Raw genomic sequence first — 13856 nt, 5'->3', positions numbered from 1 at the left:
GGAGCGTCGTCCGGATGGCGATCAAGCCGCGTAGCGCGTGCTGCGTGGGCCTGCCTTCATCACCTGCCCGGGCAGCTCGGTTCCGAGGATCTCGCTCATGCGATTGGCGCATCGCAACAGCCCATCAAGATCGATGCCAGTCTGAATGCCCATCTCGTGGAGCATGTGGACGACATCCTCGGTGCTGACGTTGCCCGTCGCCTTCGGGGCGAACGGGCAGCCGCCGATGCCGCCGATGGAGGCGTCGTAGATGCTGACGCCCGCACGCAGACCCGCGACGACGTTCGCCAGCCCCATCCCCCGGGTATTGTGAAAGTGCAGGCCGAACAGGGCATCGGGCCAGCGCTGCAGGACGTTCCCGACCGTCCGCTCAACCTGCAGCGGGTTCGCCATGCCGGTCGTGTCGGCGATGCTGATCTCCTCGGCGCCGGCCGCCAGCAGCCGCTCGACGACCCCGTGCAGGCGCTCCTCGGGCACGTCACCTGAGTAGGGGCAGCCGAACGCCGTCGAGATGGCCGCCATGACCGGGACGCCGGCCGCGCGCGCCAGCGGGATGATCTCGTGGATGCTGGCCAGCGAGTCGTCGATGGTCATGCGGATGTTCTTGAGGTTGAACGCATCGCTGGCCGCGAGCACCACCAGCAGCCGGTCCGGCCGGGTCTGGAGGGCGCGCTCCGTGCCGCGCACGTTCGGCACCAGGACTTCCCAGGAGAGGCCCGGCGGACGGTCCAGGCCGGCCATCACCTGCTCGGCGTCGGCCATCTGGGGAACGGCCTTCGGGCTGACGAACGAGGTGACCTCGATGCGGCTCAGTCCGGTTCTGGCGAGCAGGTTCGCCATCTCGATCTTGTGCTCGGTGGGGACGAACGCCCCAAGACTCTGGATACCGTCACGGGTGCCGACTTCGCGCATCGTGACCTGGGCTGGCAGGCTCATAGCGTGACCTCGCCGTCGGAACGTGGATGTATCCAGGATTGTAGCGAGGCGCGGCGCGCGCGCCCGCGGCGCGGTTGGGCGAGCGGCCACGAGCGCCAGCGGCGGGCCGAGATGCTACGCTTTGTGATCCAGGGGCGCTCTGCCGCGCGGCGTCACCGTGCCGCGCAACGCCGCCGTCAGGAGTAGTTGCCGATGTTTGTGAATATTGACGACTTTCGAGCGGCGGCGCGGCGGCGACTCCCTCGCGCCCTTTTCGACTACATCGACGGCGGCTCCGACGACGAGCGCACCCTTCGTGCGAATCAGGCCGACTTTGCGCGGTACACGTTTCGCCCGCGCGTCCTGATCGACGTGAGCGCGCGGGACCAGGCGACGACCGTTCTCGGCCAGCGCATCTCGTCGCCGCTGATCCTCGCGCCGACCGGGTTTACCGGCGTCTTCTGGCCGAACGCCGAGATCGCGGCGGCCCGCGCGGCTGCGAAGGCCGGCGTCATCTTCACGCTCAGCACGATGTCGATCAACTCGCTGGAGGAAGTGGCGGCGGCCTCGTCGGGGCCGCGCTGGTTCCAGTTGTATGTCTGGCGGGATCGCGCCATCGTGCAGGGGCTGATCGAGCGGGCGCAGGCGGCCGGCTACTCCGCCCTGGTGATCACGGTGGACACGCCCGTGCTCGGCCATCGCGAGAAGGATGTTCGCAACGGGCTGACGCTGCCGCCGCGCATCACGCCGGGCAACGTGCTGGACACGCTGCCGCGCCTGTCCTGGCTCAAGGGGCTGCTCACCCATCCGCGCCCGACGTTCGGCAACTTCGTGGGGACGGCCGGCGTCGAGCAGGACGCCGTCTCGCTGGCCGGCTACACCACCCGCCAGTTCAGCCCGTCGATCACCTGGAGCGACCTCGCATGGTTCCGCTCGGTGTGGTCTGGCCCGCTCGCGATCAAGGGCGTGCTCGACGCGGAGGATGCCCGACTGGCCGTCGAGCATGGACTGGATGCTGTGATCGTGTCCAACCACGGCGGACGGCAGCTTGACTCGGTCCCGTCGCCGATCTCGGTGTTGCCGGAGATCGTGGACGCCGTGCAGGGCCGGGCTGAGGTGATCCTGGACGGCGGCATCCGCCGCGGGACCGACGTGGTCAAGGCTCTGGCGCTCGGCGCGACGGCCTGCATGATGGGGAAGGCGTTCAACTACGCCGTTTCGGCGGCCGGGCAGCCGGGGGCAGAGCGCGCCATCGCCATCCTCCAGGCCGAGATCGACCGGACATTGGCCCTGATCGGCCGGCCAACGCTCGCGGACCTGGACCGAAGCGCGGTCCACCTGGCGCCCGGCCGCTAGCTGGCGCGCGCCACGGCGCGCTGATCCTCCCGTCAGCGGAACGCGCGCGCCGCTCGGGTCGCGGTCGCGCCGAGCCTGCCGACGCTCAGGTGGTGGCCGGTCCGGCCTCCTCGACCGGCTTGATGCGCGACCGCTCCAACTGCTTGAGCGTCAGCCCGGTCAGCGCCGCCAGCAGGATGACCCCACCAGACACCAGCGCGCCGCCATCGAAGCCGATGGAGGCCGCTCCCGCCCAGGCGTAGAACAGTGAGGGCGGGATCGAGCCGAGAAACGTGGCGAGCATCGCCGTGCGCCACGGCATCGCCGAGGCGCCCGCGAGCACCAGGATCGTCTCGGCCAGCAGTGGCAGCGGCCGGCTGACGACAATCGCCAGCAGCCCCCAGCGCGCGAGCACGGCGTCGGCGTGCGCACGCTCGTCGGCCGGGACGGCCAGCGCCAACAGGCGTCCGCCCCGCCGCCCGATGAAGAACGCCGCGACGGCGGCCAGCATGCTCCCGAGCAGCGAGAGCGCCGTGCCCACGAGCACGCCGAACAGCGCCCCGTGGGCGATCATCACGATATTGGAGGGCACCGGCAGCACCACGTCGGCGGCCAACAGCGAGATGCCGACCACGCCAGCCCACCAGCCGGCCTGCTGGAGCCAGGGCAGCGGATCTTCGAGGATCGGGATGCCGAGCACCTCGCCGCCCAGAAAGAGCGCGAGGAAGACGACCATTACGGCGAACACGGCGAGGAAGTAGTGGCGCACGAGGCGGCCTCCAGCGGCGACGGGCAGGGCACGGCGAGCGCATGATGGGCCGTGCCTGACGGGGAGATCGTGACAGAACCGTTGAGCAGATTGTAGGTCACACCGGCACCGACGCCTGTCACGGACCGTTCGTTCTGCACGTCAGCATGCTGACGTGCGATCCTGGGCGGGTGTCCACGCGGCAGGCCCGAATGGCCCGCCGCGATCTCAGTCTCTTGGAGCCGTTCGATGCCCGATCAGCCACTGAAGGTCGCCGTCATCGGCACCAGTTTCGCGTCGGCAGTGCAGATCCCCGGGTTTCAGCTGATGCCGGATGTCGAGGTGGTCGCCGTTGCCAGCGCCAACCCCGACCGCGCAGCCCTGACCGCCGAGAAGTTCGGCATCCCGGCGGCGTACGGCGACTGGCGCAAGATGCTCGACGAGGTTGAGTGCGACATCGTCAGTATCGTGACGCCGCCCTACCTGCACCGCGAGATGGCGCTGGAGACCATCGCGCGGGGACGCCACATCTTCTGCGAGAAGCCGTTCGCGCTGAGCGTCGCCGAGGGGCTGGAGATGGTCGAGGCGGCGGCGGCCTCGGGGCGCGTCCACGCCGTGGATCACGAGTTCAGGTATCGGCCGGCCCGCTCGCGAATGAAAGAGCTGATCGACGCTGGCCACCTTGGCGAGCCGCGCGTCATCCGTTGGGCCTGGCTGCTCGGGATGCTGGCTGAGTCGAACAGCCGTGCCTGGGACTGGTGGTCCGAGCGCTCGAAGGGTGGCGGGGTGTTCGGCGCGCTCGGCTCGCACCTCATCGACTCGCTGCTCTGGTGGTTCGGCGAAATTGAAGCGGTCAGCGCACAGGTCAACACGTTCGTGTCGCGCCGGCCGACGAAGGACGGCAAGGGTTGGGGCGACGTGACCGCTGACGACGACGTCGCGCTGCACCTGCGGTTTGCCAGCGGCGCGCGCTGTTCGGTGGACCTGACCGGTCTGGCCCGGCCCGGCAAGCTGATGCTCGAAGCGTACGGCTCGCAGGGCGCGCTGGCCATCGAGGACGATGCGCGGCTGTTGACGGCGACGGGCACTGGCTCCTGGGAGGCCGCCGAGATCCCGGGGCGGCTCGTGCGCAACATCCAGGGCGATCCGCGGATCGCTCCGTTCGTGGAGCTGGCTGACCGGCTGGTCAGGCGCGTGCGCGGCGAGGTGACGCCGGATTTCGCGGACTTCTACCAGGGGCTGCGGGTGCAGGCGGTGATGGACGCGGCGCACCTCAGCGCGGCGGAGCGCCGTACCGTGACGGTGGAGAAGACGCCGACCGGCCCACGGTAGGACGGCTCAAGTCTGGTCGGCGGGCGCACACGCCAGGATGCTGCCGCGTCGCCCGTCCCAGAACAGGATGGCTCGCAGGCCAAGCGCGACGCCGACCACCACTGCCTGCTGCTCGGTCAGGCCGAGCACGGCGGCGGCCGGTTGCTGGTCAGGTTCGACGACGGCCGGGTGCAGCGTCGACGCGCCGGCGTCGGCGGCTGCCAGCGCCGCCCGGACGGCGTCCACGCCACTCTCGCCGAGTGGATAGGCTGCCAGCGATGTGCCACGGATCGGATCGCTGTGGCCGACAGGCGCGCGCCGTGGCAACAGCGTGACCGTCCCCTCGGGAAAGGAGACGGTCACACGGAGCGGCGGTCGTGTCATGGACGGGGACGGGCGGCGACTGCCGCGCGGCTACGAGAGCAGATCGCCGAGGCGGAACATCGCCGAGATGACCATGCGGTCAGCAGGCGTCCGGAAGCGGTACTGGATCGTGAAGGTGCCGGGCCGGCCGCCGTTCCAGGCGGTCTGTCCGAAGCGTCCGGTCAGGATGGCGCTGCTGTACACGTCGATGATGCGCCCGTCGCCACGGTCCAGCGACTGCACCAGGACGGCGTCGCTCGGGACGTAGACGCGAGCATCGTTGCGGGCGGCGTCGAGCGGCGTGGCATCGTTGCGCTGCCAGACGCGCTCCAGGTGCCAGACGTTGCCCTCCAGCAGCCCGACGACCAGTCGGCCGCCAGCATACTCCAGGAAGATGCTGCTGCGGGTCGGCTGGCCGTGTGCCACTTCCCACTCGGCGCGGCTCAGGCCCAGGCCGCCGGACGCGAACGGAGGGCCAGCCTGCGGACGCGGCGCCGCCCCGGCCGCGCTGGACATGGGCGCGGCGTCGGTGGCGGCCCCGGGGGCCGTCAGGAACTCGGCGGCGGCCCAGCCCACGCTGCCCTGCGGATCGCGAACCTTCTTCCAGCTTCGACCGCTGTGCTCGGCGGTGTCGCCAAGGTCGGCGACCTCGGTGCCGTCGTTCAGGATCCGGATGCGCTCTCCGACCCCGGGCGAGCGGCGCAGCGTCAGGCCGCCGGGGCCGGTGTTCTGGATGACGAGGCGGGCAGCGTCCGGCGGCTCCGTCAGCGCGGCGAGAACGGCCGGCGCCTGGGTCGGCTGAGCCTCGGCGGCCGGCGGCGCGGGCGCAGTCGCAGCCGGTGCTGGCGCGGAAGCCGTGGCCGGTGGCTCGGCGGCTCGCGAGCGGGTGGAGGTCATGACGACGACGGCAAAGATCGCGACGCCGATCGCGATCGGGATCAGCACGGACGAGGCGACGACGGTCCGACGCCCGATCTCGTTCCGCATGATCGGTGCAGTAAGGGCACGAATCTGCGCCATCAGGTCGACTTGCGGCAGCGAGTCAAGGCCGAGGGCCGAGCGGCGCTCCTCACGCGTTGCGCGGGGCTGGCTGGCCACCTGACCGGTGGGCCGTGCTGTCACCTGCCGTGGCTGCAGGCTCCCAATGCGCTCGGCGCTCTGGCGGACCGCCGACGTCCGATGGTCGCGGCGCTGCTGACGCGGCTGAGCTGCTGGCAGCGGGGCGGTATCGGCGTAGGCGGGGGACACCGTCGCAGCCTGCGCCATCGGGGTGACCGCGCCGCCCTGGCGACGGACCTGCTCCAGCGCGGCGTCGGCAAGGTCGTTGCGACCGATCTGTCGGTAGGCGGCGGCCAGGCCGGCGTAGGTCGCCGGCGTGCGGATACCCGCCCAGACATTCCGCTCGTACATCTCGGCCGCCTCAGCGAACTGGCCGCGCCGCTCGTACATGCGGGCAAGCTCGATGCGCGCCGATGCCTTCGTCAGTGGATCGGCCTGCGGATCGTGCAGTTGGTCGAGATGGTACTGCTCCTCAGCCTGATCGCTGATGAACGCCGGACCACCCGGACCTGTCCGCCGAGACGCCTGCTCGCCCGGCCGCGTCGCTCGCGCCCTGGCGGCCTCGTCGTACGGTTGCCGTGCCTCCGCCTGGCCCTGTCTGCCCACTGCCACGCCTGTCCTCCAACCGAACCCGGGATCGACATGTCTGCGTCCTGGATCTCGCCCACACGCCCGAGCCGGGCCGCGCCTCGTCGTCGATGTCCCCTCTCGACGGAAGGGTGCGGCACGCGGCCTACTCTACGCGGGGCGGCTGCTGAACGGAAGAGGTGAAGCGTCACATTTCGTTGACTTCGCCCGATCTGGCGGGACTGAGCAGACATCACAGTCCCGTTACAGTCGGCGCGTGTACGCTGCCGGATGCCACGGTGAACGGTACGTGAACGGCACACACTGCTACGCTTTCCGGCCACGTCGGACGGGCGGGGGCTACAATCGTCGCTGGCCTCTCCCGGCGGGAGGCGGAGGACGAGCATGGCCGCCCGAGTCGCCGTTGTTGGCAGCATCAACCTCGACCTTGTTGTGACCACCGACCGCCTCCCGGATGCTGGCGAGACGATACTCGGGTCCGAGCTGCAACGGTTCGGGGGCGGCAAAGGCGCGAATCAAGCACTGGCTGCCGCGCGCATGGGTGCGAGCGTCGTGATGGTCGGGAAGGTCGGAACGGACGAGGCGGGCCGGGCGCTAGTGGGCGATCTGCTGCGGAACGGCGTCGAGATCAGCCGCATCGGACGAGCTGAGGGGCCGACCGGGACCGCCATCATCACCGTCGATGCCCACGGAACGAACACCATCGTGGTCGTGCCGGCGGCCAATGCACTGTTGACCCCGGACGACGTGGTCGCCGCGACCGAGGCGATCCAGGGCGCGGATGGGCTGCTGATGCAGCTTGAGGTGCCGATGGCGACGGTGGTGGCGGCAGCGGCCATCGCGAAGGCCGCCGGCGTGGCCGTCTTCCTCAATCCGAGCCCCGTCCAGGCGCTGCCCGACGATCTGCTGGCGGGCCTGTCCTACCTCGTCGTCAACGAGACCGAGCTGGAGCACCTGACGGCCGGCAGCGGCGATCCAGCCGACCTCTTCGCCAAGGGCGTGCAGCAGATCGTGCTGACGCTCGGGGAACGCGGCGCGCAGCTCATCACGCCGGACGAGACGACCGAGGTGCCGCCGTTCCGCGTGCCGAGCATCGATTCGACGGCGGCCGGCGATGCGTTTCTTGGCGCGCTGGCAGCCACGTTCTCTGAGCGCGGCGTCAGGGCGGCGCTGTCAGCAGCATCGGCGGCCGGCGCGCTCGCCACCACCAAGATGGGCGCCCAGCCGTCCCTGCCGACGCGCGCCGAGGTGGATGCCTTCCTGCTGACGCGGCAGGCGCGCCGAGGCCGCCGCTAGTCCAGAGCTACGATGGAAACTACTTGCCACGTGCCTGCGGTTTTCAACGTGGGCCTGGTCTAGAGCTCCGGCTGACCTCGGGCCGCTGAGGCGCCGGCTCAGCCCCGGTCGAGCGGGTAGATGCGGTCCACGGTGATCTGGAGGACGACCCGGCCGTCGCGGATCATCGCGGCGTCGAAGTCGGCCCAGTCCGGGTGGGGACCGCCGCGAATCCGCTCGTAGACGCGGCGCAGGACGGGGACGGGATCGTCCTCGATGACCGTGCAGCTACCCTCCACGACGAGATACTGGCTCCAGTTGTCGTCGACAATGGAGAGGGTGGCGCGTGGGTCGCGCAGCAGGTTGCGAGTCTTGGCGCGGTCCCTGGTGACCGAGATCTTGATGAGGCCGTCGTCGTCCAGCGTGTACGAGACGTGCGAGAGCTGGGGGCGGCCGTCGCGCTTGATGGTGGCAAGCACGGCCTTCGTATGGCCGCCCACGAAGCGCAGGGCTTCGTCGTGGGTCATCGTCATCCCCTTCCGGTCAGTCGACGCCAGAGACTATCGAGCCGTGTACTGTGGTGTCGCGGCCCGCGAACCGGGCAAACCCGAGCGGTGAGAGGTCGAGCGACGGCCGACCTTCCAACAGCCACTCGGCCACGTGGTTGCCGGTGGCCGGCGAGTGCTGGAAGCCGTGGCCGCAGAAGCCGACGGCGCAGAAGACGCCATCGACGCCCGGCAGCCAGTCCACGATGGCGTGCTCGTCAGGGGTGAGCGGGCGCAGGCCGGCCCAGGCGTTGCGGACCGTCGCCTGTTCGAGCGAGGGGAACCGCCGGATGCCGACCTCGACCGTCCGCTCCAGCACGCTCCAATCGACGGGCGCTTCCAGGTAGTCGGTCACCTCGCCCACGTCGCCGGGACTCATCAGCAGCGTGTGCTGCTCGCTGCGCGCGTAGAACCCCGAGGCCGTGTCGATGACGAGCGGCAGCGGGTGGCGCACGCCGTCGAAGGTGTCGGTCACGAAGATGTGGCGGCGCTTCGGCACCACCGGCACCTCGACGTCGAGCATCCGGGCGACCGGGGCGGCGTTTGCGCCGGCCGCGATCACCACGCACGGCGTCTCGATGGTTCCGGCGGTCGTCTCGACGCCGGTCCGGCCGCCGACGACCTGGAACATGCCGGTGACGGTCGTCTCCTCCAGGAAGCGGACGCCCTTCGCCCGCGCGCCGGCCGCGAACGCCATGCAGACGTCGTTCGGGGTGGCGTGGCCGTCGGTGGGACACCAGACGCCAGCGATCACGTTGTCCAGCGAGATCCCCGGCACGATGTCGCGGACCTCGGCCGGCGTGATGACCTGCGACGGCACGCCGAACCGGTTCTGGAGCGCGACGTTCCGCTCGTATCGCGCCAGGATCGCCGGGTCGCTGACGACGAACAGGTACCCCTCCTGGGTGTACCCGATATCGACGCCGAACTCATCCGTGAACGATTTGAAGCGCTCGATCCCTTCGAGCGAGAACTGGATCTCCAGCTCGGTGGCGAACTGGGCGCGGATGCCGCCCGCCGCCTTGCTGGTGGAGCCTGCGCCGATGGTCGCGCGCTCGACCACGACCACGTCGGTCTGCCCACGCTGCGCCAGGTGGTAGGCAATCGAGCACCCGATGGCGCCCGCTCCGACGATGACTACCGATGCCGACCTGGGTGCTGAATCCGTTGACGCCATGCCAGGAACCTCCGGCCGCACTGGCCGGGATGATAGCCCAGGCTGGCGGTGCTAGCGTTGCACCATCATCAGCGTGATCTCTTCAACGCCCTGGGCTGGCTGTCCGCCGTGCCCGTCCAGGCCGTAGGCGACGCGGCATCGACTCCAGCGGCGCAGATCGTCATAATCGACGGGCAGCTCGGGCTTGAGGCCGCGCTGCCGGGCGCGAATCAACTCGGTGTCGACGGCCGCGCGCAGCCGGTCGAGTGAGGTGCGCCGCCAGCGCAGCGGTGCCGACGGGAACCCGCCACCGGTGCCGGTCAGTTGCTCCTCGAAGGCCGGCGCCAGGAGGTCAATCGGCCCGGCCTCGGACATCGGCACCCGCTCCATCGGCACACGGACCACCCACTCGGTGCGCTCGGCCGGGCGTCCGAACAGCGACGCGCGCGCCGCCCGCGACACCGATCCTGCCCAGGTGCGAAGGTGCTGCCGCCAACGTGCCTTGCGGCACGCCGAAGACTCCAGGTGATCCGGCAGAATCCGCAGGGTAGCGGTAGGCTCGTGCCAGAACTCCTGCCCGCAAAAGGTGCAGGTGTACGTGGGCCGACGCACGGACGGACCTCACAATCGTGCTACGGTGAGTATGGTCGGTTTGGACGTGCATGTCAACGACATCACAACGCAAATCTGCATCCATGAGACGATGATGGGTATTTGGTTGGAGAGACGCGATGGCGCTTGACGTTTTGACGGTGCGAAGCGTCTGTCCGCTGAATTGCCCGGACACTTGCGGCATTGTCGCGACGGTCGAATCTGGGCGGGTGGTCCGCACCGTGGGCGATCCCGACCATCCGATCACCCGGGGCTGGCTTTGCCGCAAGGGCAACCGGTACCTCGAGCGTCACAACAGCCCTGACCGCCTGCTCTACCCGCGGCGGCGCACCGGGCCGAAGGGCAGCGGACAGTTCGTGCGGATCTCCTGGGACGAGGCGCTCGACGAGATCGCCCAGCGCTGGCAGGCGATCGTCCGCGAGATCGGTCCGGAGGCGATCCTGCCGTACGGCTACTCTGGGACGCTCGGGATCATCCAGCGAGCCGTTGGCGAGCGCAGGTTCCTGAACCGGCTGGGTGCGAGCACGCTGGTGCGGAGTATCTGCTCCGAAGCCGGGCACGCCGCGATGCACGCCACGCTGGGGGCCTCCCACGGCGCGGACCCCGAAGACCTCCCCAACGCCCGCCTGATCCTCGTCTGGGGCTACAACCCGGCCGCCACCAACCCGCACGCCGTGCCGCTCATCCGCGAGGCGAAGGCGAACGGCGCGACGGTGGTCCTGATCGACCCGCGTGTGACCGAGACGGCGCGCGACGCCGACTGGCACATCCGTCCCTACCCTGGAACGGATGGTGCGCTGGCGCTCGGCGTCCTGCATGTCCTGATCGCCGAGTGCCTCACCGACGACGCGTTCCTGGCCGAGCGGACGGTCGGCTGGCCGGCGTTGCGCGAGCGGGCGGCCGAGTACACGCCCGAGCGCGTGGCCGCGATCACCCGCCTGCCAGCCGAGACGGTGCGCGAGCTGGCGCGGCTGTACGCTCACGTGCGGCCGGGTATCATCACGACCGGGCCGGGCCTCCAGCGCCACACCAATGGTGGCCAGGCGATGCGCTGCCTGCTGACGCTGCCGGCGGCGACCGGCCAGTACGGCACGCCTGGCGGCGGCTTTCTCTACAACAACCGTTACCTGACCTGGGATCCGGAGCGGGTCGGGCACGACGGTGAGCTGCGGCGCACCGTCCCGCGCAGCATCAACATCAACCAGATCGGCGAGGCCTTACTCTCGGCCGATCCGCCGATTCGGTCGCTGTTGGTCGTCAACGGCAATCCAGCCGCCGTGGCGCAGCGCCAGGACAAGCTGGTGCGCGGACTGCTGCGGGACGACCTGTTCACCGTCGTCCACGAGATCTTCCCGACCGACACGGTCCGGTACGCCGACATCGTGCTGCCGGCCACGATGCAGCTGGAGCAGACCGACCTGCACCTCTCGTACTGGTCGTTGTACCTGCGCCTCAACCTCCAGGCGGTCCAGCCGCCCGGCGAGGCGCGCTCCAACCTGGAGCTGTTCCAGGCGTTGGCGCGCAGGATGGGCTACGCCGAGCCGTGCCTGTACGCCACGCCCGAGGAGATCGTGCGCGAGCTGCTCCAGACGCCGAGCCCGCTGCTCGACGGCGTCACCTGGGAGCGGCTGGCAGCCGAATCGGCGGTCCGGCTGGCGCTGCCGACTCGACCGTGGACGCCGTTCGCGGATGGGCGCTTCCCGACCCCGAGCGGCAAGATCGAGCTGTTCTCCGCATCGTTGGAGCAGCAGGGGCACGATCCGCTGCCGAACTGGACGCCTGAGCTGGAGAGTCCCGAGGCCAGCCCGGCCCTCTTCGAGCAGTACCCGCTGAAGCTGTTGACCCCGAAGGAGCAGCACTTCCTGGGATCGAGCTTCGCCAACTTGCCGCGGTTCCGGCGACTGGCCGGCGAGCCGACGCTCGATCTGCACCGCGAGGATGCCGAGGCGCGCGGCATCCTGGACGGCGAGATCGTGGAGGTCTGGAACGCCCGTGGAAGCTGTCAGCTTCGGGCACGGGTCGGGGAGGACGTTGCTCGCGGGGTGGTGGTGAGCGAGGTCGTTCACTGGCAGCAGCACGGCCTGGACGGGCGTAACGTCAACTGGACCACGCCCGACTACGTGACTGACCTCGGGGCGAACTCCTGCTTTCACACGAACCTCGTCGAGGTGCGCCCGGTGCGTTGAGGCCCGAGGCCACGCCGCGGAGGCTGTCGAACGAGGAGCGCTCAGCCGGCTCCACGGCGCGTCGGCGAGGGTGGGACCGGTCCGGGCGGTTCGACATCGAGCGTCCTGGCAGCCGGCTGTGTGTCATTGCCGTGACGATTGTTGACTGTCGGCGCAACAATCTGAGGCAGGAGCCCGTTTGAGGGCCGTTTTCGTTAATCCGTCAGGGCTACCCCGGGCGTATACCCTGGTGATATGGGCACTCTAGCTGTAACGTTCGACGGTCTTACGAGAGACAGGTATACTGGGCTGCATGAATGGTGCCCAGCCGAGGCATCTCCCGTGATGTCGTCGCAAGCCGTAGACGTGTCGCTCCTTGCCGATGAGGCGTTGGCGGAGCGGCTCGGCGAGGGCGATGTGCGCGCACTCGAGCAGTTGTACGAGCGACACTCGCGTGCAGTGTTCTCGCTCTCCTTGAAGCTGCTCTCCGAACGCGAGGCGGCTGAGGAGATCGTTCAGGAGACGTTCCTGAAGCTCTGGCAGCGGCCGGACGCCTACTCCCCCGAGCGCGGTCGACTGATCGCCTGGCTGCTGGGCGTCGCGCACCACCGAGCCGTGGACCGACTGCGGCGGCGCAAGCTGGAGCAGCGCTACGGCGCATCGCAGCAGGCGCTCGAACCGATCCTCAGCGACCGCGATCCGGTCGACGACGTACTGCGCTCGCTGAGCGGCGAGGCGGTGGCCCGCGCCCTCCGCGAGCTGCCGACGGCCCAGCGTATCGCCGTCGAGCTGGCGTACCTGCGCGGCATGACTCAGGTCGAGATCGCCTCGGCTCTTGGAGAGCCGCTCGGGACGATCAAGACCCGCTTGCGGCTGGCGATGCAGAAGCTGCGTGGCTCCCTCGAGCTTGCGGACCTGAGGCCGGGGGCGTCATGAGTGGTCTGACCTGCGACGAGGTCCGCGAGCTGACGCCGCTCCACGCCCTGAACGTCCTGGACGTCGACGAGCGGGACGTGGTCGACGATCACCTTCGCAACTGCCCCACCTGCGAGACTGATCTGGCCTCCTACCTCGAAGTCACGGCCCAGCTCGCGCTGGCGCTCCCGCAGAGCGATCCATCCACCGGGCTCAAGGACCGGGTGCTGGCGCAGGCCAGGAAGCCGCGCGCGCTGCCGTCGCCACCGCTCGCACGGGGTGGCGCGCCGATCCCGATCTGGCAGAGCACGCGCGCCCAGCGTCTCCGCTCGACGCTGACCAGCCTCGTCGCGGGCGTCGCCGTGATCGTGGCGGCCGGATCGAGCTACTGGGCGTACAACCTTCAGTCACAGCTCGACGCGCAGAACGCGCGCATCGCCACGCTGACCGAGCGGGCGCAGAACTACCAGCGGGTCGCGTCGGTGCTCCAGGCAGCCGACACGCAGATCCGGGTGTTGCAGTCCACCCAGCCGACGCAGCCGGCGTTCGGGCGGGTCTACATCGATCCGGAGACCAGCGAGGGCATGCTGATGGTCAGGAATCTGCCGCCGCTGCCGCCGGGGCGGGTCTATCAGCTGTGGGTGGCGCGGGCCAACGGCGAGCGCGAGAGCGCCGGCATCCTGACCTGGACCGACAAAGCCGGCAACGGCTACACGCTGATCAAGTGCCCGGACGCCCTGGCGCGCTGGAACACGTTCGGCGTGACCGAGGAGCCGACCGGCGGCAGTCCCGCGCCGACCGGCTCGCGGCTGCTGGGCGGCACGATCTAGCGGTCTGTCCGTCGTGAACGACCGGGTTGGACCTCCGGC

Annotated in this window: 13 protein-coding genes; 6 read left to right on the top strand and 7 right to left on the bottom strand. The window is 69.8% G+C overall.

Features of this window, described 5'->3' with window-relative positions:
• Positions 1 to 21: 21 nt before the first annotated feature.
• Positions 22 to 930: a hydroxymethylglutaryl-CoA lyase gene (locus IT306_26745; GenBank protein ID MCC7372043.1), complete on the bottom strand. Its 909-nt coding sequence runs from the start codon at positions 928 to 930 to the stop codon at positions 22 to 24.
• A gap of 198 nt (positions 931 to 1128) precedes the next feature.
• On the opposite strand from IT306_26745, the gene IT306_26740 reads away from it, so the two are divergent.
• Positions 1129 to 2271, top strand: coding sequence for an alpha-hydroxy-acid oxidizing protein (locus IT306_26740; protein ID MCC7372042.1), 1143 nt, complete (start codon positions 1129 to 1131; stop codon positions 2269 to 2271).
• Between the two features lie 85 nt (positions 2272 to 2356).
• Here the strand turns inward: IT306_26740 and IT306_26735 are convergent, their stop codons facing one another.
• The gene (locus IT306_26735; protein MCC7372041.1) at positions 2357 to 3019 is read right to left on the bottom strand and encodes a TVP38/TMEM64 family protein; all 663 of its coding nucleotides are present in this window, start codon (positions 3017 to 3019) and stop codon (positions 2357 to 2359) included.
• Between the two features lie 228 nt (positions 3020 to 3247).
• Between IT306_26735 and IT306_26730 the strand changes: the two genes are divergently transcribed.
• Positions 3248 to 4330, top strand: coding sequence for a Gfo/Idh/MocA family oxidoreductase (locus tag IT306_26730; protein MCC7372040.1), 1083 nt, complete (start codon positions 3248 to 3250; stop codon positions 4328 to 4330).
• A 6-nt stretch (positions 4331 to 4336) separates the two neighbouring features.
• Here IT306_26730 and IT306_26725 read toward each other — a convergent pair whose 3' ends face one another.
• Both IT306_26725 and IT306_26720 read right to left on the bottom strand, forming a co-directional pair.
• Positions 4337 to 4672 (bottom strand): hypothetical protein, encoded by a 336-nt coding sequence (locus IT306_26725; protein MCC7372039.1) that lies wholly within the window; start codon positions 4670 to 4672, stop codon positions 4337 to 4339.
• Between the two features lie 51 nt (positions 4673 to 4723).
• Positions 4724 to 6343: a hypothetical protein gene (locus tag IT306_26720; GenBank protein MCC7372038.1), complete on the bottom strand. Its 1620-nt coding sequence runs from the start codon at positions 6341 to 6343 to the stop codon at positions 4724 to 4726.
• Positions 6344 to 6703: 360 nt separating this feature from the next.
• On the opposite strand from IT306_26720, the gene IT306_26715 reads away from it, so the two are divergent.
• Entirely contained in the window at positions 6704 to 7615 is a 912-nt protein-coding gene (locus tag IT306_26715; protein MCC7372037.1) for a ribokinase, read from the top strand.
• A 98-nt stretch (positions 7616 to 7713) separates the two neighbouring features.
• Here the strand turns inward: IT306_26715 and IT306_26710 are convergent, their stop codons facing one another.
• The 3 genes from IT306_26710 to IT306_26700 are packed head-to-tail and all read right to left on the bottom strand — an operon-like array spanning position 7714 to position 9907.
• The gene (locus IT306_26710) at positions 7714 to 8121 is read right to left on the bottom strand and encodes a PPOX class F420-dependent oxidoreductase (GenBank protein MCC7372036.1); all 408 of its coding nucleotides are present in this window, start codon (positions 8119 to 8121) and stop codon (positions 7714 to 7716) included.
• Positions 8122 to 8137: 16 nt separating this feature from the next.
• A complete protein-coding gene (locus IT306_26705; GenBank protein MCC7372035.1) occupies positions 8138 to 9316 on the bottom strand; it encodes an FAD-binding oxidoreductase in 1179 nt (392 codons plus the stop codon).
• 51 nt (positions 9317 to 9367) lie between these two features.
• Positions 9368 to 9907: a hypothetical protein gene (locus tag IT306_26700; GenBank protein ID MCC7372034.1), complete on the bottom strand. Its 540-nt coding sequence runs from the start codon at positions 9905 to 9907 to the stop codon at positions 9368 to 9370.
• 119 nt (positions 9908 to 10026) lie between these two features.
• Here IT306_26700 and IT306_26695 point away from each other — a divergent pair, with 119 nt between their 5' ends.
• From IT306_26695 to IT306_26685, 3 genes are all read left to right on the top strand, one after another.
• Positions 10027 to 12093 carry a molybdopterin oxidoreductase family protein gene (locus IT306_26695; GenBank protein MCC7372033.1) on the top strand — a complete coding sequence of 689 codons (2067 nt, stop codon included), beginning with the start codon at positions 10027 to 10029 and terminating at the stop codon, positions 12091 to 12093.
• 324 nt (positions 12094 to 12417) lie between these two features.
• Positions 12418 to 13008, top strand: coding sequence for a sigma-70 family RNA polymerase sigma factor (locus IT306_26690; protein MCC7372032.1), 591 nt, complete (start codon positions 12418 to 12420; stop codon positions 13006 to 13008).
• A complete protein-coding gene (locus tag IT306_26685; protein ID MCC7372031.1) occupies positions 13005 to 13817 on the top strand; it encodes an anti-sigma factor in 813 nt (270 codons plus the stop codon). Before IT306_26690 ends, IT306_26685 begins: the two co-directional genes overlap by 4 nt.
• Positions 13818 to 13856 lie beyond the last annotated feature (39 nt).

The organism is Chloroflexota bacterium (assembly GCA_020850535.1).
Taxonomy (GTDB): Bacteria; Chloroflexota; UBA6077; order UBA6077; family JACCZL01; genus JADZEM01.
The sequence above is the reverse complement of the archived record's forward strand: the minus strand, read 5'-3'. Positions and strand labels throughout refer to the sequence as shown.